20 protein-coding genes are annotated in these 24,272 nt (G+C 64.8%); 5 read left to right on the top strand and 15 right to left on the bottom strand.

Going from position 1 to position 24,272, the window contains the following annotated elements; all coding sequences use genetic code 11:
- Window positions 1–28 precede the first annotated feature (28 nt).
- The 7 genes from ASC68_RS01130 to ASC68_RS01160 all read right to left on the bottom strand — a co-directional run bounded on the left by ASC68_RS01130 (window position 29) and on the right by ASC68_RS01160 (window position 8,338).
- Window positions 29–1,186 (bottom strand): mandelate racemase/muconate lactonizing enzyme family protein, encoded by a 1,158-nt coding sequence (locus ASC68_RS01130; protein ID WP_055873495.1) that lies wholly within the window; start codon window positions 1,184–1,186, stop codon window positions 29–31.
- A 10-nt stretch (window positions 1,187–1,196) separates the two neighbouring features.
- The gene (manD, locus tag ASC68_RS01135) at window positions 1,197–2,411 is read right to left on the bottom strand and encodes a D-mannonate dehydratase ManD (protein WP_055873499.1); all 1,215 of its coding nucleotides are present in this window, start codon (window positions 2,409–2,411) and stop codon (window positions 1,197–1,199) included.
- 40 nt (window positions 2,412–2,451) lie between these two features.
- Window positions 2,452–3,807 carry a mandelate racemase/muconate lactonizing enzyme family protein gene (locus ASC68_RS01140; RefSeq protein WP_055873501.1) on the bottom strand — a complete coding sequence of 452 codons (1,356 nt, stop codon included), beginning with the start codon at window positions 3,805–3,807 and terminating at the stop codon, window positions 2,452–2,454.
- A 71-nt stretch (window positions 3,808–3,878) separates the two neighbouring features.
- Entirely contained in the window at window positions 3,879–4,976 is a 1,098-nt protein-coding gene (locus tag ASC68_RS01145; protein ID WP_055873505.1) for an ABC transporter ATP-binding protein, read from the bottom strand.
- Between the two features lie 22 nt (window positions 4,977–4,998).
- Complete coding sequence (locus ASC68_RS01150) at window positions 4,999–5,880, bottom strand: carbohydrate ABC transporter permease (RefSeq protein WP_055873507.1); 882 nt, start codon at window positions 5,878–5,880, stop codon at window positions 4,999–5,001.
- Complete coding sequence (locus tag ASC68_RS01155) at window positions 5,877–6,836, bottom strand: sugar ABC transporter permease (RefSeq protein ID WP_082527808.1); 960 nt, start codon at window positions 6,834–6,836, stop codon at window positions 5,877–5,879. Before ASC68_RS01155 ends, ASC68_RS01150 begins: the two co-directional genes overlap by 4 nt.
- 74 nt (window positions 6,837–6,910) lie before the next feature.
- Complete coding sequence (locus ASC68_RS01160) at window positions 6,911–8,338, bottom strand: extracellular solute-binding protein (protein ID WP_055875883.1); 1,428 nt, start codon at window positions 8,336–8,338, stop codon at window positions 6,911–6,913.
- A 301-nt stretch (window positions 8,339–8,639) separates the two neighbouring features.
- Here ASC68_RS01160 and ASC68_RS01165 point away from each other — a divergent pair, with 301 nt between their 5' ends.
- Entirely contained in the window at window positions 8,640–9,332 is a 693-nt protein-coding gene (locus ASC68_RS01165) for a GntR family transcriptional regulator (protein ID WP_055873509.1), read from the top strand.
- 114 nt (window positions 9,333–9,446) lie between these two features.
- Entirely contained in the window at window positions 9,447–10,649 is a 1,203-nt protein-coding gene (locus tag ASC68_RS01170) for a mandelate racemase/muconate lactonizing enzyme family protein (RefSeq protein WP_055873511.1), read from the top strand.
- Window positions 10,650–10,777: 128 nt separating this feature from the next.
- On the opposite strand, the gene ASC68_RS01175 is transcribed toward ASC68_RS01170, so the two are convergent.
- The 8 genes from ASC68_RS01175 to ASC68_RS01210 all read right to left on the bottom strand — a co-directional run bounded on the left by ASC68_RS01175 (window position 10,778) and on the right by ASC68_RS01210 (window position 21,256).
- Window positions 10,778–11,560, bottom strand: coding sequence for a hypothetical protein (locus tag ASC68_RS01175; RefSeq protein ID WP_055873512.1), 783 nt, complete (start codon window positions 11,558–11,560; stop codon window positions 10,778–10,780).
- Between the two features lie 37 nt (window positions 11,561–11,597).
- Window positions 11,598–12,860, bottom strand: a complete 1,263-nt coding sequence (locus tag ASC68_RS01180; protein ID WP_055873515.1) for a DUF763 domain-containing protein — start codon at window positions 12,858–12,860, stop codon at window positions 11,598–11,600.
- 233 nt (window positions 12,861–13,093) lie between these two features.
- Window positions 13,094–15,757 carry an autotransporter domain-containing protein gene (locus ASC68_RS01185; protein ID WP_055873518.1) on the bottom strand — a complete coding sequence of 888 codons (2,664 nt, stop codon included), beginning with the start codon at window positions 15,755–15,757 and terminating at the stop codon, window positions 13,094–13,096.
- A 503-nt stretch (window positions 15,758–16,260) separates the two neighbouring features.
- Window positions 16,261–17,817, bottom strand: a complete 1,557-nt coding sequence (locus ASC68_RS01190) for an alpha-N-arabinofuranosidase (protein WP_055873521.1) — start codon at window positions 17,815–17,817, stop codon at window positions 16,261–16,263.
- Between the two features lie 165 nt (window positions 17,818–17,982).
- Window positions 17,983–18,909 (bottom strand): metalloregulator ArsR/SmtB family transcription factor, encoded by a 927-nt coding sequence (locus ASC68_RS01195; protein WP_055873525.1) that lies wholly within the window; start codon window positions 18,907–18,909, stop codon window positions 17,983–17,985.
- Window positions 18,910–18,975: 66 nt separating this feature from the next.
- The gene (locus tag ASC68_RS01200; RefSeq protein WP_055873528.1) at window positions 18,976–19,980 is read right to left on the bottom strand and encodes a hydroxyacid dehydrogenase; all 1,005 of its coding nucleotides are present in this window, start codon (window positions 19,978–19,980) and stop codon (window positions 18,976–18,978) included.
- 8 nt (window positions 19,981–19,988) lie between these two features.
- Window positions 19,989–20,318 (bottom strand): L-rhamnose mutarotase, encoded by a 330-nt coding sequence (locus tag ASC68_RS01205; protein WP_055873531.1) that lies wholly within the window; start codon window positions 20,316–20,318, stop codon window positions 19,989–19,991.
- 179 nt (window positions 20,319–20,497) lie between these two features.
- Entirely contained in the window at window positions 20,498–21,256 is a 759-nt protein-coding gene (locus tag ASC68_RS01210; RefSeq protein ID WP_055873534.1) for an IclR family transcriptional regulator, read from the bottom strand.
- Between the two features lie 124 nt (window positions 21,257–21,380).
- Here ASC68_RS01210 and ASC68_RS01215 point away from each other — a divergent pair, with 124 nt between their 5' ends.
- Genes ASC68_RS01215 through ASC68_RS01225 form a run of 3 tightly spaced genes read left to right on the top strand, consistent with a single transcriptional unit; the run spans window position 21,381 to window position 24,097 of the window.
- The gene (locus tag ASC68_RS01215) at window positions 21,381–22,487 is read left to right on the top strand and encodes a mandelate racemase/muconate lactonizing enzyme family protein (RefSeq protein ID WP_055873537.1); all 1,107 of its coding nucleotides are present in this window, start codon (window positions 21,381–21,383) and stop codon (window positions 22,485–22,487) included.
- 10 nt (window positions 22,488–22,497) lie between these two features.
- Window positions 22,498–23,337, top strand: coding sequence for a class I SAM-dependent methyltransferase (locus tag ASC68_RS01220; RefSeq protein ID WP_248310468.1), 840 nt, complete (start codon window positions 22,498–22,500; stop codon window positions 23,335–23,337).
- A 28-nt stretch (window positions 23,338–23,365) separates the two neighbouring features.
- Window positions 23,366–24,097, top strand: coding sequence for an SDR family oxidoreductase (locus tag ASC68_RS01225; RefSeq protein WP_055873541.1), 732 nt, complete (start codon window positions 23,366–23,368; stop codon window positions 24,095–24,097).
- The last annotated feature ends 175 nt before the right edge of the window (window positions 24,098–24,272 follow it).

Here is a 24,272-nt window from a genome sequence, read left to right on the forward strand (position 1 = left end):
AAGTATCTCCTCCAGATGAGTTTCGGGTCTACCAGTTCGTAACCGAACCGTCGCGGCGCTTTAGGTGGGGCGCCTCCCAGAACTTGAAGCTGTCCTTGTCGAGCAGCTTTTCGTTGATTTCGATGCCGAGCCCCGGTGCGTCCGGCACGCGGAACACCGCACCGTCGAGCAGCGGCATGGTGGGGAACAGCTCCGCGGTGGGCGTGCCCGCATAGAGGTCGGTGGCGTTGGCGCGCACTTCGAGCGCGAAGAAGTTCGGCGTCGCCGCCGAGAAGTGGATGGTCGCCGCAGTGCAGATCGGCCCCAGCGGGTTGTGCGGCATCAGGTCGACATAGTGCGCCTCGGACCAGCCGGCGACCTTCATCGCCTCGGTGAAGCCGCCGACATTGCAGAGGTCGAGCCGGTTGTACTGATGGATGCCGCGTTCGATGTAAGGCAGGAACTGCCACTTGGAGGAGAACTCCTCGCCGATGGCGAAGGGCACGTCGGTGAGTTTGCGGAGGTTTTCGTAGGCCTCCGGGGTCTCGTCGCGGATCGGCTCCTCGAGGAAATCGAGCGTGCCGGATGGCATCTTCTGGCAGAAGCTGGCCGTCTCGGCGACGCTCAGCCGGTGGTGGTAATCGATGCCCAGCACCACGTCTTCGCCCAGCGCTTCGCGCGCCTTCACCAGGAATTTGGCGGTCTTGCCGATCGACTCGCGCGGCTCGAAAATGCCCTGCGCGTCGTTCCATTCGGCGGGGAAGAAACGGATGGTGGACCAGCCGCGCGCCATCAGCTTTTTCGCGTCCTCGATGGTCTCGTCGCCGCTGATCGAACCGGTCGAAGCGAAGGTCGGGATGAAATTGCGGTGTTTGCCGCCGAGCAGCTCATAGACCGGCACGCCGAGCGCCTTGCCCTTGATGTCATAGAGCGCGATGTCGAGCGCCGACTGCGCGGCGGTGAGCACGCGCCCGCCCTCAAAATACTGGCTGCGGTACATTTCCTGCCACAGTGCGCCGATCTGCATCGGGTCGCGGCCGACGAGAAACTGCGCGTAGTGCTCGAGCGCCCCGACGACGGCCTTCTCGCGGCCGCTGAGCCCGCTTTCGCCCCAGCCGAAAATGCCTGCATCGGTCTCGATCTTGACGATCAGCTGGTTGCGATGGCCGACCCAGACCGGGAACGGCTTGATGGCGGTGATCTTCACTGTTGGTTCCTCACCAGCTGGTCATGGCGCCGTCTTCGAGACGGGCGATCGGCAGGTAAGCCTGCTTGTAGGGGTATTTGGCAGCGAGACTTTCGTCGAAATCGACGCCGTGGCCCGGCACCTCGCCCGGCTGCAGATAGCCACGGTCATAGGACCAGGCGCATTTGAACACATCGAACATCTGTTCGGTGTAGCTGGCGAATTCCTGGATGCCGAAGTTCGGGATCGCCACGTCGACATGGATGTTGCAGCCCATGGCGATCGGCGACACGTCCTGTGGGCCGTGGCACGCCGACTTCACGTGGTAGATCGCCGCCAGATCGAAGATCTTCTTGATGCCGGTGACGCCGCCCGCATGAGTGGAGGTGACGCGGGCATAATCGATCAGCTGCTCGGTGATCAGCGTGTGGGTGTCGTAGATCGAGTTGAACACCTCGCCCACCGCGAGGGGCTGCGTGGTGTGCTGGCGGATGATGCGGAAGCCTTCCTGCAGCTCGGCGGGAATGGCATCCTCGAGCCAGAACAGCCGGTAGGGCTCGAGGTCCTTGCCGAGGCGGGCGGCTTCGATCGGGGTCAGGCGGTGATGCACGTCGTGCAGCAGGTGCACGTCGCAGCCCACTGCGTCGCGGACCTTCTCGAACAGTTTTGGCACCAGCGGCAGGTATTTGTGCGTCGCCCAGACTTCCTCGTGCGGCACGATGGCGCCGCGGCCCTTCAGCGCCGCGGTATCGGTGGAATCGCCGGTGCCGTAGATGGGCGGCAGGCCGGGGATGGCAACCTGGGCGCGGATCGCCTCGACGCCGGTTTCCTTGATGGCGAGTACGCCCTCCACCACCTCGGAGATTTCGAGGCCGGAGGCGTGGCGGTAGACCATCACCTTGTCGCGTGAGCGGCCACCGAGCAGCTGGTAGAGCGGCAGGCCGGCGACCTTGGCCTTGATATCCCACAGCGCCATGTCGATGGCCGAGATCGCCGCCATGGTGATGGGGCCGCGACGCCAGTAGGCGCCCTTGTAGAGATACTGCCAGATGTCCTCGGTGCGCAGCGGATCCATGCCGATCAGCGCCGGAGCGACGTGATCCTCGAGATAGCTGGCAACCGACAGCTCGCGGCCGTTCACCGTGCCATCGCCGATGCCGTAGACACCCTCGTCGGTGATCACCTTCACCGTAGTGAAGTTCCGCCCGGGCGAGCAGACGATGACCTTGATTTCCTTGATCTTCATTTGATGCGTCGCTCCACGCTCGCTCGGGACTGGATGTTCCTCAGGACCAGGTGCGGTCCCAGGACATGTCATTGTCCCACCGGTCGGTCGGCTGCCAGATGTCGGTAACACCAGGCTGCAGGTGCTGACGCAGCAGCTCGTCGTTGACGTCGTCGATGCCGAGGCCCGGTTTGTCGCTGAGCTCGATGAAGCCGTTCTTGACGATCGGACCGTCGAAGCCGGTGACGATGTCATCCCACCACGGCACATCGACCGAGTGATATTCGAGCGCCAGGAAGTTCTCGGTGGCGGTGGCGATATGGGCCGCGGCAATCGCGGCGATCGGGCTCTCGGCCATGTGGATGGCCATGGCGATGCCATGGTCCTGCGCCGCATCGCCGATCTTCTTGGTTTCGAGGATGCCGCCGGTGGTGAGGATATCGGGATGGATGACCGAGATGCCGGCGTTGAACAGCGGCTCGAAACCTTCCTTCAGGTAGATATCCTCGCCGGTGCAGATCGGCACCGAGGTCGCTTCCTGCAACCGGCGATAGCTCTCCGCATGCTGCCAGGGGATCACGTCCTCGAGCCAGGCCGGGGTGTATTTCTCGATGCGCTGCGCCAGCCGGATACCGTCCTGCAGCGAGATATGGCCGAGATGGTCGATGGCCAGCGGGATCTCGGGCCCGATCACGTCGCGCACTTCGGCAATGTACTGCTCGAGCAGGTCGAGACCCTTTTCGGAGAAGTGCAGCCCGGTGAACGGGTGCATGACGTTCTGCGCGTCGTAAACGAGGTTACGCGCCTTGCGCTCCTCGTTATTGGTCGCGCGAATGCCGCCGGCGTGCTGCTTGAAGCCCTCGAGTACGCCCGCCGGGCCGACGACGGCGCCGGGGATATGGGCGATCTCCATCAGCCCCAGGTCCATCTTCAGGAAGGTGAACCCCTTGTCCATGCGCTCCTTCAAACGCTTGCCCATCTCCGTGCCGCTCGGGCGATCGGCGTCGGTATCGCAATAGCAGCGCACCTTGTCGCGGAACTTGCCGCCCAGCATCTGGTAGATCGGCGCGCCATAGGCCTTGCCGGCGAGATCCCAGAGCGCGATCTCAATGGCCGAGACGCCGCCACCCTGCCGGCCGTGGCCGCCGAACTGCTTGATGCGACGGAACAGCCGGTCGACATCGCAAGGGTTTTCGCCGAGCAGCCGGCTCTTCAGCATCAGCGCGTAGGTGGCGCTGGCGCCGTCGCGCACTTCGCCCAAGCCCACGATGCCCTGGTTGGTATAGATCTTCAGCAGCGCCGAGCGGAACGGCGCACCGGTGATCTCGGCCACGCGGATATCGGTGATCCTCAAATCAGACGGGCGGGAGCTGGTGTTGACGCGATTAAGCGCGTCTTCGGCAGGGTTCGAAGTCATTGGGGGTTAAGCCTTGGCTGGGGAGCGGTCGCTACCGGGCCGCCCGATGGAAGGACAAATCGATTGGCGGCTTATGCGAGCTTGAGTGCCATTTCGGTTTCGCCGTCGAACAGATGCATGCGGTCCTGATCGAACTCGAGGAACACCGGCTCGTCGGGCCTGAGCTGGAAGGTCGGGGCGACGCTGACATTGACCACGGCGCCGGAGACGAAGACCTGGGCAAAGGTGACGTCGCCGGTCGGCTCGACCGTGTAGACCTTGCCCGGTACCGAGCCCGTTACCTGGGATTTGTGCACCGTGATGGTCGAGTGCCGGCCACCCAGCACCACCTTGCTGGATTTGGCGCCCAGCGCCTTCCGGCCATTGGCGTCGGAGAGCGGCATCTCCCAGCCCTCGGGGCTCTGGAGCACGACCTTCCCATCCTTCGATGCGGCGGTCAGCGGCACGAGGCTCATGGCAGGGGAGCCAACGAAGCTTGCAACGAACATGTTCACCGGGTTGGCGAAAACGTTGGCCGGGCTGTCATATTGCTGCAGGAAGCCGCCATTCATCACCGCCATCTTGTCGGACATGGTGACGGCCTCGAGCTGGTCGTGCGTCACGTAGATGATGGTGGCGTTGAGATCCTGGTGGAAACGCTTGATCTCGGAGCGCATCTGCACGCGCAGCTTGGCGTCGAGGTTTGACAGCGGCTCATCCATCAGGAAGGCGCGCGGCTCGCGCACCAGCGCCCGGCCCAGCGCCACGCGCTGCTGCTGGCCGCCCGACAGTTCGCGCGGCTTGCGCTCCAGCAGATGGACGATATCGAGGGTCTTGGCGGCGGCCTGGACCCGCTTGTCGATCTCTTCCTTAGGCAATTTGCGCATCTGCAGCGGGAAGGCGAGGTTCTTGTAGACCGACTTCTGCGGATAGAGCGCGTAGTTCTGGAACACCATGGCGATGTCCCGGTCCTTGGGGTCGAGGTCGGTGACGTCGCGGTCGCCGATGTTGATGGTGCCGCCCGACATCGGGATCAGCCCGGCGACCAGGTTGAGCGTCGTGGTCTTGCCGCAGCCGGAGGGGCCGACCAGCGCGACGAACTCTCCGTCCTCGACGGTCAGCGACACGTGGTTCACGGCGTAGACATCGCCGTAGTTCTTGACCACGTCCTTGAGGATAACCTGAGCCATGTGGGTTTCCTTGAGCTTTCCGTTAGTGCTTCACGGCGCCCTCGGTCAGGGCGCGCACGAAGTAGCGTTGCAGGACGAGGAACAGCACCACGACGGGGATGCTCATCATGAAGGTGGCGGCCATCAGCCCCGGCCAATCCGTGGCGTTCTCCGAAAAGAAGCGCTGGATGCCGACCGGCAGGGTCATCTGATCGTGCCGGGTGAGGAAGGTGTAGGCGTAAATGTACTCGTTCCAGGCGCCGATGAAGCTGTAGATCGAGGTGGCGATGATGCCCGGCGTCGAGAGCGGCATGACGATCAGCAGGAACGCCTGGAAGCGCGTCGCGCCATCGATGCGGGCCGCCTGTTCGAGCTGCACCGGGATGTTGTCGTAAAACCCCTTGAGCAGCCAGATGGCGAGCGGCAGGCCGAAGGTCAGGTAGGTGAGGATCAGCGAACCGTGGGTGTTCACCAGCCCCAGCGCTTTCATCAGGATGAACAGCGGCACGAGGAACACCACGGCCGGGAACATGTTCCTGAGCAGCACGGCGAAGAACAGGAAGTTGCGGCCGGGGAAGCGGAAGCGCGAGAAGGCGTAGGCGGCCGGCACCGCCACCACCACCGCGAGAATGGTGGTGAGGGTCGAGACCCAGATGCTGTTCCAGAAATACTGGATGAAGTCGCGGCCGACATTGCCCGAGGGGTCGATCAGCCGCCAGTAGTTCTCCAGCGTCGGTTCGGCCGGCCACCATTGCGGCGGATACTGCATCGCCGCAAAGCCGGTCTTCAGCGAGGTGATGAACATCCAGATCATCGGCATCACAGTGAAGCCGATCAGCAGGAGGAGGAAGATCCGCCCGCTCCAGCGCCAGCCACCGGCCCCGCGGCGCTTGGCGGCGCCGGCACTCATTTCCATGGCGGTCATGCTCCGGCCCTCGCGTCGTCGCCCTTGGTCAATGCGCGGACGTAGAAGTAACCGAGCACCATCATCACGAGGAACAGGATCACCGCATAGGCCGAGGCGACGCCCCAGCGCTGCCGCCCGAAGGCGAGCTGGTAGATGTGGGTGATCCAGATGTCCGACGAGCCGGCCGGGCCGCCGCCGGTCATGATCCAGGGGATGATGAAGGAGTTGAAATTCTGCACTGCGAGCAGCAGCAGGGTGACCATCGACACACCCTGGAGGTGCGGGAAGGTGACATGCCAGAAGCGCTGCCAGGGGCTGGCGCCATCGACCTGCGCGGCCCGCAGCAGCGTATCGGGCACGGTCTGCAGACCGGCCATCAGCATGATCATGGCGAAGGAGAATTCCTTCCACACGTTCACGACGATCAGCGCGTAGAGCGAGGTGTTGGTGTTGTCGATGAAGTTGATCGGCTTATCGATCAACCCGACCTGGGTGAGCATGGCGCTGATAGCGCCGAAATCGGAGTGATAGAGCCACTTCCACACATAGGAGGCGGCCACCGCGCTCACCACCCACGGAATCAGCAGCAGTGCACGCAGCACCCCGCGGCCGGCGAACTCGCGATGCAGCGCCAGCGCGGCGCCCAGCCCGATCATGAAGGCGAAGAAGGTGGAAAGGACCGTCCACAGCACCGTCTGCCAGGTGACCTTCCAGAACACCGGGCTGGTCAGGATGGTGACGTAATTGTCGAGGCCGTTGAACTGCTTGGCGCTGAGCGCCAGGCTCGCCGGGGTGTTAAAGAAGCTCAGCTCGATGGTGTAGTAGATCGGATAGCCGATGACGATCAGCATCACGATCAGGGCAGGCGCCACATAAAGATAATCGAAGCGGCTGTTCCACACCTTTTGGCTGAGGCCGATGCGCCTGGGCTCGGGTACGTCGCGAAAGATGGCTTGTCCCGGAACAGTGCTCACAGCGCATAACCCTGGTTGTGAAGAGGAGAGACCGGCGACGGGTGCCGCCGGTCCGAGAGTGCTTCAGCAGGCGATCAGATGCCGCCGCCGCCATCGACGATGGCCTTGACCTTGGTGGCTGCATCCTCGGCCGCTTGGTCGACGGTCATGTTGCCGGTGAGGGCGTTCTGCAGCATGTCCGGAACGATGATGTTCATGATTTCCGGCGCCTGCGGGATCACCGGGAACGGGATACCATTGGGCAGCATCGAGGTGGTGACGTCGAGGAACTTGATGGTGTCGAGACGTTCCTTCATGGCGTCCGTCAGGAAGCCATTGATGTTGCCGGGGTTGGAGCCGACCCAGGCGAGCTTGGTCGACCATTCCGGGCTGTCCCAGAAGCAGATCAGCGCCTTGACGGCCTGCTCGTCCACCTTGCCACCCTGCACGAACTCGGGCTTCACCACATGGATGTTGGAGCCGCCGAACACCACGGCGCGCTTGCCGTCGGGACCGGTGGGGATCAGGCCGTAGCGCATGTTGGCGACCACTTCGTCGGCAACTGCCTTGTCGGTGCCGGTCGCCTTGGACGCGAGATCGTTCATCTTGGCGTATTCGGCCGGGTGGGCAATCATCATGCCGAGCTTGCCGGCGATGAACGGCGCCTGGTTTTCACCCTGCGTGTTGGTCAGCGCCGAAGTCGGGACCGACTTGTCGACGGCGTACATCTGGTAGGCAGCCTGCAGCGCCTGCTTGGAGCCGGCGTTGTTGATCCAGACGTCCTTGTAGCCCGGCTCGGCCGAGGCCTCGTCGAGGGCACCGCCACCATAGGCCCAGAGCTGCGGCATGAAGCGGAACGGGGTATTGCCGGCGTTCTGCTTGGCGACGAGGCCGTAGCCCGGGATGCCCAGCTTCTCGTTGATCTGCTTGGAATAGGCGACGACATCGTCCCAGGTGGCCGGCGGGCTTTCCGGGTCGAGCCCGGCATCCTTGAACACCTTGGCGTTCCAGATCATCGCCATGGTTTCGTTGTTGGTCGGCAGGCCGTAGCTGACACCCTCGTAAGTCACCGACTTCAGCGCGCCGGGCCAGAAGTCCGCGGCGGTGTAGCCGACATCTTCCGGCTTCAGCGGCTGCAGGTAGCCTTTGGCGGCGAACTCGACGCCACCCAGGATCTGCAGGCGGATGACGGCCGGAGCCGAGTTGCCGAGCAGCGAGGTGCGGAACTTGTCGAGCAGTTCGTTATAGGTGATCGACTGGACTTCGGTGGTGATGTTCGGATAGGCGGCCTTGAAGGCCTCCCAGAACGCCTTGTCCTGGTCATGCGCGATCTGCGGATCGGCTTCGAACGGGCCGGTGTACCAGTAGCTGACCGAACCGGTGTAATCGTTCGGCACAACCGCGCCGCAATCCTTGGCAGCGTCGAACTGCTTGGTGCCGGCGATCGACTTGACGTATTCCGGCGACCATTTGCTCAGGTCCACGCTCTGGGCGTAGGACGCGGTCGTCGCCGTCGTCAGCATGGTGGCAGCGCTCAGCACCGCCATCGAAAGGCCAAGCAGACGCCGGCCGGTGTTCATATGCATTGAGAAATCCTCCTCCTCAAATCAGGGCGTTGCCCGGCCCATAGCCGCAGCAAAGCCCTTTACAGCGTGCGCTGTTCTCGCCTCGGGAACCGGGCTTGGCGCCGGCTTTTCCCAACTGGTATGGCAGATTTCCAGCAAAACTGGTGTATGTCAACATCACCAAAGTCGTACATTATTTTGCGCGCTTTGCGTGCGAACGGGGCTTGGCTTGCCCAAAAAAGCTGCATAAACAGAACCAATGAGCGAGGTGACCGTCAAGTCGGACCAGCCCGAGGAAACCCTCGAGCAGCAGGCCTCCGTCTACGAGATGATCCGCGAGGACATCGTTTCGGGACGGTTGGGGCCCAATGAGCGACTGAAGGTCGCGGACCTTGCCGAGCACTACCAGACCTCGACCAATCCGGTGCGTGAAGCGCTGCAGCAGTTGCGTGGCGAAGGCTTCGTCCTGATCGAGCCCAACCGCGGGGCGCGGGTGCGGCCGATCGATGCCGATTTCGTGCGCGACATCATCGAGATCGAGATGCTGATCGAGCCGGCGCTGACCCGCTGGTTCGTGTCGATCGTCTCGGACGCCGACATCCTCGAGCTGGAGCGCATCCAGGCCGAAATCGAAGCGCTGAACTTTGCCGATCCGATGCTGCATGGCCGACTCGACACCCGCTTTCACCAGTTCATCTATGACCGCCATTACAACCGCCACGCCGCCGAACTGTGGTGGAAGCATCGCGAGATCCTGCGCGCCATCAGCCGGCGCTTTCCGACCTCGCTGAGCCGTCGCCAATCGGTGCTGCGCGAGCATCGCGACCTGATCGATCGGATCCGGGCGCAGGACGCCGATGGCGCCGCCGCGGTTGTTGCCCGCCACGTCGAGGGCTCGGGGCGCCACATTATCGAGCAAATGGGCGTCGCCCAGAGGAGCCTGCGCCGATAGGGCGTTGGGGGCCAGCGGAAGGTCCGTCCCCCCGGCCGAAAGTTATTTGAGGGGCCGCCTCCCCGGCGGCCAGATTGGGAGACGCCTGCCGCCCGGCAGGCACGAGGAGTTATCATGAAGATCACCGACCTGCGCGTTGCCGTTATCGGCAAGCATCCGATCGTCCGCATCGTCACCGACGAGGGCATCTACGGCATCGGCGAGGTGGAATACACCAAGACCTACCTGAAGCCGTTCATTCTGCATTTCCGCGACGCGCTGATCGGCGAGGACCCGACCGACGTCGAGCGCTGCATGATGAAAATCCGCCAGCGCGGCAGCTTCAAGCCCTATGGAGCGGCGGTGTCGGTGATCGAGCATGCGTTGTGGGACATTGCCGGCAAGGCAGCGGGTGTCCCTGCCTACAAGCTCTTGGGCGGCAAGGTGCGCGACAAGGTGCGGGTCTATAACGGTTCGGTGCGCCGCAAGCGCTCGGGCGACCGGCCCGAGGATTTCGCCGCCGACGTCAAGTGGATGGCCGAGCAGCCGCAGAACTTCTTCATGGTCAAGCAGGGGCTGAGCTTCCATTCCAGCCAGAAGGACAGCTACCCCGATTTCCACTATGGCCCGATCGGCAAAAAGGCCGGCTACCATGGCGCCATGGACCAGGGGCAGATCTCCGAGCACGGCTTCAACTACCTGCTCGACTGCGTCATCGCGATGAAGGAAGCGCTGGGCGACAAAGTGAGCCTGGCGCTCGACTGCGGCCCCGGCTGGTTCCTCAACGACGCCATCAAGTTCGCCAATGCCGTCGAAAAATACAACATCATGTGGCTCGAGGACATGCTCACCGGCGACTACGTGCCGTGGGTCAACCCGCAGGCCTATCGTGAGCTCACCAACTCCACCACCACGCCGATCCATACCGGCGAGCAGATCTACCTGCGCCACAACTTCAAGGAACTGATCGAGACCCAGGCGGTGCGCGTCGTCGGTCCGGATCCGGCCGATATCGGCGGCATTGCCGAGCTCAAGTGGGTGGCCGAGCACGCCTATATGCACTCGATCATGATGGCGCCGCACGGCACGGCGAATGGCCTGCTCGGTCTCGGCGCGCTGATCAATGTCTGCGCCACGCTGCCGGCCAACTATATCGCCTTCGAGTATCCGTCGGCCTCCGACGAGTTCTGGAACGAGATCGTCACGGGCCTGCCCTCCGGACCGATCGTCGTCGACAGCCATGTCGACCTCTTGCCGGGCCCCGGCCTCGGCCTCGACATCGATGCCAAGGCGGCCAAGCGCTACCTCAAGGAAGAGGACGCCGGCTTCTTCGACTGATCGTCGGCGGTATTGAGTGCGGGCCGGGCGGATGGTCTCCGCCCGGCCCGTTCATTTTCTGCTGTTTGAGTGCGGCTTTCCCCAGTGACCGGTGTCATCCGGCGCAGGCCGCGAGCAGGCACCCCAGCTCACGGCTCCAGCGGATGCTGCATCCAGACGTTGGGTTCCTCATACAGCCCGGTTCCGGCAGAGCAGTCGACGACGAGTGGCGCCAGGCCACCCGGCAGGTGGAAGCGGCCCGAGACCGGAAAGCGGAGACCGGTCCAGTCCGTCCATTGTGACAGCGGTGCCGCCACGGTCATCGAGCGGGGCGCGACCTTGACGATGCGGGCCCCCAGTTGCCAGTGCTTGCGCACCCAGGGATCGAACGGAGCGCCGCTGTCGGTCGTCCAGCCCAGATAGTCGGCGAACGAGGTCAGCGGGTAGCTCGGCTTCCGTGTCGGACGGACCGGCGCCACCAGCGCCTGCAAGCCGTCCTTTGTGGCGCGGGCCTTCATGTTGCGCAGCAGACGCTCGGCCAAGTCGGAGCCGCGAAGCTCGGGCGCCACGACGATCGACAGCGCCGAGAGCGCGTTGACGGGCCGGCCGGCGACAAAGGCCTCCACGCCGGCGCTGAGCACCGCATCCCAGCCGTCATCGGACAGGGACGCATCGTCCTCGGGCTGCGCCCAGGCGAAGGGAATGCTGTTGGAGCTGGCCACGACCTGTTCAGCTCCGCGGGGCCCGGTGCGCAACACGACGAACTGGAAGCGGGACAGGCCGGCATCGAACAGGCGATCCCAACACTCGATGATCGCCCGGTCGCCGTCGATGAAGGCCGGCCAGACCGGCGCTGCAAGCTCGGCGAATGCCGGGATCAGGTCCGGCCGCTGCTCGGCCGAAACGAGGGTGAACTGATCATCGGTAGACATGCTGATCTCTCGGGCGTCCGCTGGTCAGACCCGATCGCTATACCCGCATCTTGGCCCGGGCATAAGCGCTGGGCAGGTCATCGAACACCGTGCGGCCGCCATATTCGGGAGACCGGCGCCGCTCCTCGGCAATGAACTCGTTAAAGCTCGGGCCGGTGGCGCCGGCCTCGAGCTGGCGCGATTGCCGGTCGAGCCGCTTGATCGCGTCGAGTTCCTCGTCACGGCCGAGCCTCGCCTTGCCGACCGCCGATTTCAGCACCCGGATGGTCTCGTCATAGACTTTCAGCGGTACCGGGAACGGATGGCTGTCCTTGCCGCCATGCGCCATGGCGAAACGGGCCGGGTCGGCGAAGCGGTGTGGTGCGCCGTGCACCACCTCGGCCACCTGGGCCAGCGCCCGCACGGTGCGCGCGCCAACGCCGGGCACCAGCAACAGCTCGGTGAAATCGGCGGGCGCCCGATCGGCCGCCGCGGCGAGGCTGCCGTGCAGGCGGCGCAGCATCACGTCCTTGGGGCGGATATCGTGGTGCTCCGGCATCACCAGATGCGGCAGCATGAGCTGATCGTCTTCCACCGGCGTCGGTTCGGCGATCCCCTCGATCCGACCGACCTCGCGCACGATGGCATCCGGTCCCATGCCGCCCAAGATATCGACCTGCGAACTGCGCGAGCGCGCCGCCCGAACATCGGTCAGGTTGACGATCGTCCCCTGCCCCGCTCCTTCGATCGCCGCATGCGGCTGCTCGACGAAACTGCGCAGCCCCGCGGAGCGCCAGTGGTAGCGCCGCGCAGTTTTCGTATCGCCCTTCATGCCCTGCTGCACCACCACCCAATGACCGTCATCGGCGACGATGAAACCGTGGAGGTAGAGTTCGAACCCGTCCTGCACCGCGGCGCTGTCGACCTTGGCGACCAGCCGGCTGGCCTTGGCCAGAGCGGCCCCATCGAAGCCGACGCGGTTGCCGATCGCCACCAGTTCGTCCGGGGTTTTGCGCGAGTGCCGGCCGCGTCCGCCGCAGACATGCAGGCCCAGTTCGCGCTCCAGCGGCCGGAGGCCGCCCTTCAGCGCGCCGATCACGCTGGTGGTGATGCCGGAGGAGTGCCAATCCATCCCCATCACCGCACCGAACGACTGGAACCAGAACGGATGGGCCAGCCGGCTCAGCAGCTCGTCGCGGCCATATTCCATGACGATGGCCTGGCAGATCACCGCGCCGAGCCGTGCCATGCGTTCGCTCAGCCATTTCGGCACCCGCCCGCCATGCAAGGGCAGATCGGCGCTCCCGCCTCGATTGGCCATGGGGTGTTTTCCTTGTTCGCCCACGATTGTAGCATGGGAACAAAAGAGAAACAAACTGACTGCGAGCCGGAGCTATGCTCAGCCTCCCCTCCCCACCGGATGTCATCCCGGCGAAAGCTGGGACCCATCCTTCCGCTGGCGCAGGCTGTGAGTTGGGTCCCAGCTTTCGCTGGGATGACATCGAGTAGGTGGAACGTACTGGGGGCAGCCCGCACCGACCCTGGGGCCGCGTCTCAGAACCTCCCCGACAGCGTGAGCTTCACCGCCTGGGCCGATTGCGCGCTGCCGAACTGGCCCTGGTAGCCGAGATCGAGGCTCACGCCCGGCGCCAGCTCGGTGCCGAGCCCGGCTTCGAGCAGCAATGCGGTGTCATCCGGCTTGACCCCGCTCACCGTGAATGGCGTGCCGCCGGCAAAACCGTGCGTGGCGGTCGGCTGGTCGCCGGTGGTGCGCTGCAGCGCGATGCTGCCGCGAGCGGCGACCACCAGGCCATCACCGAGCACGAAGCGGCGCGCCGCCTTGAGACCGGCGGTCAGCACTGCCGCCCCGATGTCTTCTGAAGCGCCGCTCAGGGCCGCGTTGCCGCCGCTCTCGCCGTAACGCCCGCCCGACTGGCCGATCAGCGCGGCGCGGACAAACGGCGTCAGCGTCACCTCACCGAGTTCGAACGCATAGCCGAGTTCGCCGAACAGTTGCGCCGTCGTCGTAGCGTAGTCCGTCGTGACCGTCTCGCTGAAGCCGGTGAAGCTCGGGGTGCGGGTCACCGACACCTGGTTCGAAGCCAAACCGGCGCCGAATGCCAGCCGTACTTCGCCCAGCGCCGCGCCGCCATAGAGGCCAAGCTGGTAGGTGGTCGCTTCGGCCCGCGAGTCCCGCTCGGGCAGGTCGACCGCGACCCCACCGATCCCCGCCAATACGCCGAGGAACACCTCACGGCTCACCAAGCCGTCAGCGCCGAGCAGCAAGCCGCCGGCACCGAAGTCGAAGCCGGCGGCGTTGCCGTCGCCATCCACCGTGCCGGCGCCGCCGTAGCCGCGGGCCCAGACGTTGCGCGCGCCGACCTGGCTTTCGGCAAGCGCGGCGAATGCGGCATCGACCCGGTCCAGGCCTACGTCACGCGGGTGTCGGCTGGCATCGGCCAGGGCCCGCAACAGTGAGGCATGCACCTCGCCCGAGAGATCGTCGAAGGCCTCGAGCGCATCGGCGGTGTTCAGCGGCACCACGACATCGAACAGCGGGCTCGATGGCAGCGCCTGTAGCGCGGTGGCGGTGGCGAGTTGGTTTGGCGTCTCGGCGATCGCAGGGAGGTTGGCGATCGCCGAAACGCGCAGCCACACCTCGCCGGGTGTGTCGTAGTCGAGCACGAACTGCAGGAACGCCGAGTCGTCGACGAGGCCGGTGAACGCGCCGTTGACGCTCGAGGCGGTGAGGATCTGATAGGCGCTGCCCAGCGCATAGGAGCCGCTCGCGGCCGTGACGCTGACCGTGCCGCCGGCCAGCATGGCGACGCCCGAGACGGCGAGATGCCCGGCGGCCGCCGCGGGCGTAACGCCGACCCTGAAGGTGCCGCCCGCCTCGTTGGCATAGCTGCCGCTGACGTTCAGCGTGCCGGCCGAGACGTCGACGGTGCCGGCATTGTTCACCGCGCCCGCCAGCGTGCCGGTGCCCTTGACCGTGCCGAGCGCCCGGATCTCGATCGTCGGACTGGTGAGCGTGCCCAGAATGCTCAGCACGCCGGCCTGCACCTCGGCACTGGTCGAAAAGCTGCCGGCGTCGTTCAGCGTCCAGGCGCTGCCCTGCATGGACAGGGTATCGAAGTTGAGGAACTTGGCGACGCTTTCGCTGCCGGTTCCGAGAAGGATCAGGTTGTCGGTGCCGGTGCCGCCCTTTACCAGCCCGTTGAGCACCGAGCCGGTATCGAGCTTCAGGGTGCGGGTGCTGCTGCCGTTGAAGTTGATGGCGTTGACGGCGCCGGTGATGGTGCCAGAGTTGGTCACCGTGCCGGCGGCGTTGAGGTAGAGCCCGTCGCCCGCTGCCGACCTGATGGTGCCGGAGTTGAGGAAAGTGCCGCCGCCGGTCGCCTCCACTGCCTTGGAACTGGCGCTGCTGCCGGTCGATTCGACGGTGCCGGCATTACTGAACGTCAGCACCCCGGTGGCGCTGGCATAGACGCCATTATAGCCGCCCTTGATCACGGCGCCGGCGTTGTTGGTGATGATGCTCGGCCCACCCTGCACGAACACGCCGGTGGAGAAGCCGGTCAGCCGCGTGTTGATGATCGAGCCCGAGTTGATCACCGTGCGCTCGCTGCCCTGGCCGATCGATACGGCGTTGCCGGAACTGTTGCCGGTGATCACGCCGGTGGCGGTGTTGGTCACTGAGCCGCCGAACTGCAGCAGCACCAGGTCGCCGCCGGCGACGACCTGGGTGATGGTGCCGGAATTGACGACGACGCCCGGGCCGACGCCGGGGTTCCCGCCGCTGGGGAACTTGCCGATGCTGATACCGCTGCTGGTGGCGTTAATGGTCGCGCCCAGCTCGTTGACCACGGTGCCGCCGCCGAGCAGCGTGATGGCATTGCCGCCGGTAACGAGGCCAGAATTGGTGACCATGGAGCCGGCGCCGTCGAGCTTGATCTGCCCGGTGACGCTGCCGTGGTTGCCAAGCGTCCAGGTGCCGGTGCCGCTTACCGTCGGCCCGCCCAGGGTGTTGCTGACCGCGACGCCCGAGAGGATGTCGACCGTGGTACCGGCATAGAGGTTGAGGTTCACCCCGGTGGTGGTGCTGGTGGAAATGTCGACATCGGCCGCCCGTGCCGGCGCCAGCATCATGGCGAGCGACAGCTCGACTGCCAGCGTTGCGGCGAACAGGCGCCGCCAACCCCCCGAAGACCCCATTGCCCCACTGCCCGAACCCGACCAAGTGGATCGAGCCTAGAAGGGCTGCCGCGGCCGGCGTAGCTGGTCACTCGGGGCAGGCCGGGGCAACTCGGGGCGATGCCCTCAGATGGCCCGCGCCGACGCGCCAACGATGTGCCTCAGCGGTAACGGCAGCCGAGGCCGGCGCTGGTCCCGGCCAGCGGGCGGTATTCGCAGCCGACCCAGCCGTCACAGCCGAGCTCGCGGAGCACGAAGCTGTAGTTGATCAATTTCGCCACAGCATGGGTCTCGCTGCAGCGGCGGACCCAATCATGCTTTGCGGATGGGGGCAAAGGCTAATGCACGTCCGGCGCGGGCTGACCCCCACCATTGATCCCTCCCCCTAAACATGGGGAGGGAGACGCTCTCACGAATGCCAGTGTTTTGGTCTCCCTCCCCCTGTTTGGGGGAGGGGACAGGGGTGGGGGTCAGCCCGCACCGGTGCTTGACGGACGACGGCCGGGGCCGCCGTGCGGCAGGCCTCAGACCTTCACGCGGATCATCTGGTAGGAGTGGGGCTGGAGCTTCACACTCAGCACCTTGCCGTCGACCTTGGCGCCCGAACCCTTGGACGGGGCGACATTGGTCTGCTCGGTGGCAGTGTTGACGGCGCGCAGGTTCGCGTGGGTCATCACCTGGTGGTCGATCACCGTTGCAGCGCCAAAGCCTTCGAGGCTCAGGTCGACATCGATCGCTTCGGTGGCGTGACGGTTCACTGCGAAGAAGCTGATGGTGCCATCTTCCTGGTTGTGGACACCCGAGACGTCGACATAGCCGATATTGTCGCCGTGCTCCGCGTCATAGCCGGGGGTGTTGATCGCCAGCTGCAGCGCCGTGCCGCGGCCATAGACCGAGGCGAAATAGTACGGGTAGTAGATGGTCTGCCGCCAGGCCTGCCCCTTGGGGTCGGTCATGATCGGCGCGATGACGTTCACCAGCTGGGCGATACAGGCGAGCTTCACCACGTCGGAGCGGCGGATGAAGGTGTTGAGGATCAGGCCGACCTGCAGCACATCCTCGAAGTTGTAGATGTCTTCGAGCAGGCGCGGCGCATGCGGCCAGCCGTCATTGCCATCGAGGATCTTACGATCCTGCTTGTTGGAGTGGTACCAGACGTTCCACTCGTCGAAGCTGATATAAACGTCGTGCTTACTGCGCTTCTTCGACTTCACGAAGCTGATGGTCGAGGCCACCGTGGCGATGTAGCGGTCGAGCTTTTCGTTGAGCGCCAGGTAGTTGGCAGTGTTCTTGGCCAGCACCTCAGCGGTGCCGCCTTCGGCCAGGGCACGCTCGTTCTCGCGGTTGGCGAAGTACATGTGCAATGAGATGTGGTCGACATTGTCGTAGGTGTGCTCGAGCACCTCGCGTTCCCAATCGGGATAGGTCGGCATGTTCGCATGCGACGAACCGCAGACGATCAGCTCGAGCTTCTTGTCGAAGGCACGCATGGTCTTGGCGACTTCGTTGGCGAGGCGGCCATATTCGTGGGCGGTCTTGTGACCGACCTGCCAGGGGCCGTCCATCTCGTTGCCGAGGCACCAGAGCTTGACGTTGAACGGATCGGCGCGACCGTTCTTCTTTCTGAGGTCGCCCCAGTACGAACCGGTCGGGCCGTTGACGTATTCGAGGAAGTTGCGGGCATCGTCGAGGCCGCGCGAACCGAGGTTGATGGCGAGCATCATCTCGGTGTCGACCAGCTCACACCAGTCGGCGAATTCGTGAACGCCCACGGCGTTGCTGTCGGAGGTGTGCCAGGCGAGGTCGAGCCGGGTCGGGCGTTGCTCGCGCGGCCCCACGCCATCTTCCCAGTTATAGGCCGACACGAAGTTGCCGCCGGGATAGCGGACCATCGGCACCTTGAGGTCGCGCACCAGTTGGGCGACGTCGCCGCGCATGCCGTTCTTGTCGGCGGTGGCGTGGCCGGGCTCGTAGATGCCGGTATAGATGGCGCGGCCGAGATGTTCGAGGAAAGCCCCGTACACCCGGTCGTCGATCTTCGAGATGGTATAGTCCTTGTGCGCCGTTACCGTCGCCCGCATACGCTCCTCCATGTCACCAGCTTTGGTGATCTATATCGCCTAGCTTGATATGGAACAGGTCGCGGCGCGTCAAGGGGCGGGTGGCGAGTCGTGCGCGGCGAATGGCATGTCGCGCGAAACAGGCTCCCTGCCTGCTCGCCATCGCCACCCGCTATGCGCCTCTGCTCACTCCGTCTCGATCCGGAGCACGATGTCCTGATCGTAATTGCCGAAGCCGCGCCCGAAAATGTTGATGCCGCCGGGGTGCTTGGCATCTTCCTTCACCCCGACCCGGAGCCGGATCGAGTGGTGGGTGTCGAGATCGAGGTCCTTCAGCGAGACCGGCGAGATCTTCATGCCGTCGACATAGGTCCCCGTCCCGTTGACGCGGAAACTCTTGAGCTTGCCGTACTGACTGCCCTTCAGCTTCCACCAATCCGGGGTGTAGACGCCGCGCTTGTCGCCGAAATCGCCGGGCGAGGTCCAGGTGCCGATGTCCTGGCCATTGACGCCGACGGTGATGTCGCTTGGCCAATCGGCGCTGGTGCCGGGCACTTCCGAGCTCAGCTCGAAGCTGAACTCCATCGAGGTGATCTTCTGCTGCGCCAGCCGGGCATTGTTGGGGAACTGGTATTCGACATAGCCGCGGGTGAACCAGATCAGCCCGGTCTTCATGCGGTCAGGATCGAGGAAGGTATCGGGCACGTCGAGCAGCCCGATGATCCCCTCGGTGGAGCAGAGCCCGCACGGCGCCGAGACTTCGCAGCTGGTATAGAGCCCGAGCGGCATCGCCACTTCGATGGCATTGGCCTTCAAGGGGCGGATGTCCTCCTTGAACATCACCAGCACTTCGTCGAACAGGCTGTGGCAGATCTTCTGGTTGCCCTTGCGCGCCTTCTGCGTCTCGGTGCGCACCAGCCCGGCTTCCACCAAGGTCTGCATATTCGAGCTGACCGTCGATTGCGGCTGGCCAAGCTTGGCCGCGATATCGTTGACGTTCATCGCGCCCTGCACGTGCAGCAGCTTGAGGATGGCGACGCGCACTTCGGAGGCGAGCGCCTTCAATACCTCCGGCCTCTCCTCAGGGTCGATGAGCAGGAAGTTGCGGCTCATGAATCGTGACGCTCCCAAACGCTGAAGGGCGTTTGTATCAGGAAGTTCGGTACAGTCAAACGAAGCTCAGGCGAGTTGCCCCAGCAACTCGTGCGGCACCCGGTAGAGCAGCGGCTCGCCGCGAACGAAGCGCTCGACCTCGTCGACGACGAGCGTGCCGAGCCGTTCGCGCTCGCCGCCGATGGCGCCGGCGATGTGCGGGGTCAGCAGCACGTTGGGCAGATCGTAAAGCGGCGACTCCGCCGGCAGCACCTCAGGCTCGGTGACATCGATCACCGCATTGAGACGCCCGGCGACCAGCTCACTGAGCAGCGCATCCTGGTCGACGATGCTGCCGCGGGCGGTATTGATGAAGGTCGCCCCGTCGCGCAGCAGCGCCAGCCGCCTGGCGTCTATCATGTGCCGGGTGGAGGGCAGCGCCGGGGCATGCAGCGAGGCGACGTCGGAACGAGCCAGGAGGTCGTCGAGTTCGACCAGTTCCACCCCAAGCGCCGCCGCCTGCTCCGGCGTGGTGCTGGTCGAGGTCAGCAGCAGCTCGAAATCGTAGGGGGCCAGCAACTCGATGGTTTTGAGCCCGATGCGTGAAGCGCCGACAATGCCGACGGTCTTTCGGTAGTTGCCGAGCCCTGAGGCCATCAGCGGGTGCGAACGCAGGTGCCGCCGTTCGCGCCGGTAGATGTCGCGGAACTGCAGCACGCCCTTGTTGGCAAAGAGGATCGCCGCGACGGTGAACTCCGCCACCGGCACCGCATTGGCGGTTACCGCCGAGGTCACGGCGACACGCTCCACCACCTCGGGCGCGATGAAGTACTTTATCGAGCCGGCCGAGTGGGCGATCAGCCGGAGTTTCGGCGCCAACGCGAGGGTGCTTGCATCGAGCTGCGGCGGCCCCCAGCCGGTGATGAGGATCTCGGTCTCCGCCAGTATGGCTTTCGCATCAGGCGAGGTGAGCTCGAGCAGCGGCTCATGCCGCAGGATGTCGCAGAGGCCCGCCAGCCGCTGCAATTGCTCGGCGGCGAAGACGTGCTCGGTGAATTGGGGATCGTAGGCGAAGGCGAGCCTGGGCTGCATCGGTTCACTCAATCGGTGTGGAACACCTCGTCGATCGAGGCCCACCATTCGCCATCCTTGCGGGTCTCGAGCGGCGACTGCATCGGCATGCAGACCGACCACCATTCCTGCGTCACCGGATCGGCCGCCATCGCCGCCATATCGGCGGCGTAGTCGGTGCCGACATACTCGAAATAGGAGAACAGCAGGTTCTCCGGCTGCTTCAAAAAGATCGAGTAGTTGCGGATGTTGGAGTTCTTGATCTGCTTCAGCACATCCGGCCACACCGCGGCATGCACCCGCACATAATCCGCCACCGCCTCGGGCTTCAGCCCCAGCACCGCCCCATAACGCTTCATTGTCTCGTCTCTCCCTTGCAACTCATTTGTCAGGCGGGCGGCCTCTCCCACCCACCGGTGTCATCCCAGCGAAAGCTGGGACCCATTTCTCCGCTGTCGCGGGCTGCGAGTTGGATCCCTGCTTTCGCAGGGATGACATCGAGTGTGGACGATATTCTCGGCCAACTCGCGCCAGACGCTCAGCTCCGCCGCTGCGAAATTTCCTGGCCGCAGGCGATCAGCAGCTGCAAGGCCGCATCGCACCCCGGCGCGGTCTTGACGTCCAGCCGCTCCGAATAGGGGCAGGTGAACACTGCCAGCACCCGGCCCATCGGCCCGAGGATCGGCACGGAGAGATTGTTCACCCCGGCGATCTGCAGGCTCTGCATGTTCTCAAAACCCTGCTGGCGCACCCGGGTCAGCCGCTCTTCCAGCGCCGGCGTCAGCTGCTCGGGCTGATCCTGCTCCTCGAGCATCAGCCGGCGCTCGTCGGCCGCGGCGAAGGCGAGCAGCACATGGCCGGAACCGGTGTTGATCAGGCTGATGCGCGAGCCCACCCGCACCGAGACGTTCCAGTAGCCGGGGCCATCGACCTGCGCCGCCACCACCAGGTTGCCGCGGTCATAGATGGCGAGATGGCAGGCCTGCTGCGCATCCCTCGCGAAGCGCCGCATCACCGGCATGGCCTGGCTCAACAGCCGCTGCAGTGGCGGGCGGGCATGCGCCAGCTCGAACAGCTTCAGCGTCACCTCATACCGATCCGCGGACGTGCGGCGCACGAAGCCCCGGCGCACCAGCCGGTCGAGCATGCGATAGATTTCGTTGGGCGAGCGGTCGAGCGCCTTGGCGATCTCGGCCTGGCTGAGGCTCTCCTCGGTCGCCGCCAGCAACTCGAGGATATCCAGCCCCTTATCGAGGGCCGGGGCGCGGTACTTCTCCAGATCCTCGAGGGGAACCACGCGCCTTCCTCCCTTCGGCGCAATTGACGCCGCAAACCTCACGTGCTTACTCACGAATAGTCTTTTCACATATGCACAACAAGCCGGATTCAGCCGGTGTGCGCATCGCCTCGGGGAGGAAGCCATGGCGCGGATCGCGCGGGTCGAAGTGCTGATGGTCGACCTCAAACCCAAGGTGAAGCGGGTCGACGCCATCCAGTCCTTCGTGTCGCAGGAGACCCCGATTGTCCGCATCACCGATGCGGATGGCGTCACCGGCACCGGCTACAGCTACACCATCGGCACCGGCGGTCACTCGGTGATCGAGCTCTTAAAGCGCACGCTGGTTCCCGCCATTATCGGCCGCGAAGCCAACGAGATCGAAAAGCTCTGGCGCGAGCTGCTGTTCCTCACCCACGCCACCACCACCGGCGCCATCACCTCGATCGCGCTGGCCGCCATCGACACGGCGTTGTGGGACCTCCAGGCGCGCAAGCTCGGGCTGCCGCTGCATCTCCTCGCCGGCGGCGCGCAGGACGCCATTCCGCTCTACACCACCGAAGGCGGCTGGCTGCATCTCGAGGAAGCCGCGCTGATCGAAGATGCGCTGCGCGCCAAAGCCGACGGCTTCGGCGGCTGCAAGCTGAAGGTCGGCCGGCCGATCCACGAGGATGTGCGCCGCATTTCGGCGGTGCGCGAGGCGGTCGGCCCCGGCTTCGAAATCTTCACCGACGCCAACCAGCGCTTCAATGTCGACGAGGCGATCCGCCGGGCCCGCGCCTACGAACCGCTCGATATCGGCTGGTTCGAGGAGCCGCTGACCGCCGAGGATATTTCCGGCCACACCCGGCTCTCGGAACACACCTCGATCCCCATTGCCATCGGCGAGAGCCTCTATTCGGCGATGCATTTCCGCGAGTATCTGGAGCGCCATGCGTGCTCGATCATCCAGGTCGATGTCGGCCGGGTCGGCGGCATCACCCCCTGGCTGAAGGTCGCGCACATGGCCGAAGCCTTCAACATCGCGGTCTGCCCGCATTTCCTGATGGAGCTGCATGTCGGGCTCTGCGCCGCCATTCCGAATGGCCGCTGGGTCGAATACATCCCGCAGCTAGACCAATTGACGACTGAACGGATGACCATCCGGGATGGTAAGGCCATCCCGTCATCGAAGCCGGGGCTGGGCATCGCCTGGGATTTCGATGCCATCGAGCGGATGACCGTCGAAGGCTCGCATTCGATCCACCTTTAGGAGCGCCATCGTGCCGATCGTCGCCAGCGAACCAGCCAGTCTGGAGCGGAGCTTCGGCAGGGAAGCGTTCGGCGCCGATCCGGCGAACTATCATCCCGCCCGGCCGCCCTATCCGCAGGCGACCTGGGATGCGCTGGTGCAGCGGGCCGGTCTTCGCGCCGGCATCGACATCCTCGAGATTGGGGCGGGCACCGGCCTCGCGACGATTCCGCTGCTGACGCACGATCCGGCGCGGCTGGTCGCGATCGAGCCTGATACGCGGCTTGCAGCATTCCTCGCCAAGACCGCAGCCGACCCGCGCCTCACGGTGGTCGGCGAAACCTTCGAGGATGCCGAACTGCGGCCCACGTCTTTCGACCTGGTGGTCAGCGCGACAGCCTTCCACTGGCTTGATGCGGTTCCAGCCCTCAAGCGCATCGGCGGCCTGCTGCGAGATAACGGCTCGGTGGCGTTGATCTGGAACGACTTTGGTGACGCCGGACGTCCCGATCCGTTCCATGAGGCCACGGCACACCTGTTCGAAGGACACCGTGTCAGCACCGGTCGTGGTTCGGGCAGACTTTCGTTCGCCAGCGATGCCGACGCTCGTCTCGCAGATTTTGACGCTGCAGGGTTCGTGTCAGACGAGCCGCAGTTCCTGCGCTGGACGCTCGCCCTCGACCCCCGAGGGGTACGCGCACTCTACTCCACCTATTCCAACGTGACTGCGCTGCCTCCGCTTGAGCGGACGCGCCTGCTCGACGGGCTTTTCGACATCGCAGGCATGCAATTCGGCGGTCGCGTCGAGCGCAACATGACCACCGCCATCTACACCGCGAGGCGCGCGCCCGACGCGCATCTCGCTGCCTGAGACACCAAGCAAGAACTGGAGACTTCCCATGGCCGATATCAGCGGCAAGATCGTTCTCATTACCGCCGCGGCGCAGGGTATCGGCCTTGCCTCGGTGCATGCCTTCGTCAAGGCCGGCGCCAAGGTGATCGCCACCGACGTCAATGCGGCAAAGCTCAAAGAGCTGGACGGCACTCCCGGTGTCACCACCCGGGTTCTCAACGTGCTGAGCACCGAAGAAGTGAACAAGGCGGTGGCCGAGATCGGCCGCATCGATATCCTGTTCAACTGCGCCGGCGTGGTGCAGTCGGGTACCGTGCTCGAAATGCCCGACAAGGACCTCGAATTCGCCTTCGACCTCAACGTCTGGGCGCAGATCCGCGCCATCAAGGCGGTGCTGCCGCAGATGCTGGAGCGTAAGGATGGCTGCATCATCAACATGGCGACTGTCGCCTCGTCGGTGACCGCGGTGCCGAACCGCGCCGCCTACACCATTTCGAAGGCCGCCGTGGTCGGGCTCACCAAGTCGATGGCCGCCGACTATACCGACAAGGGCATCCGGGTGAACGCCATCTGCCCGGGCACCGTCGAATCGCCGTCGCTGCACGAACGCTGGCACGCCACGGGCGATTTCGAAGCGGCGAAGAAAGCCTTCATCGCCCGCCAGCCGATTGGCCGCATCGGCCAGCCGGAAGAGGTCGCCGACCTCGCCGTCTATCTCGCCGGCGCCACCTACACCACCGGCCAGGTGCAGATCATCGACGGCGGCTGGACGGCTTAACGGCACGGCTAGCTATCCATTGCCGCTGGTGGCTGTGGACCCCCACCCTTGATCCCTCCCCGCAAGGGGGAGGGAGACGCAAACTGCGATGTCAGTGTGAGGGTCTCCCTCCCCCTTGCGGGGAGGGGACAGGGGTGGGGGTCAGCCCGCACCGGCGTGAATCGGGTCGAATTGC

This window comes from Devosia sp. Root105 (assembly GCF_001424865.1).
GTDB lineage: Bacteria > Pseudomonadota > Alphaproteobacteria > Rhizobiales > Devosiaceae > Devosia_A.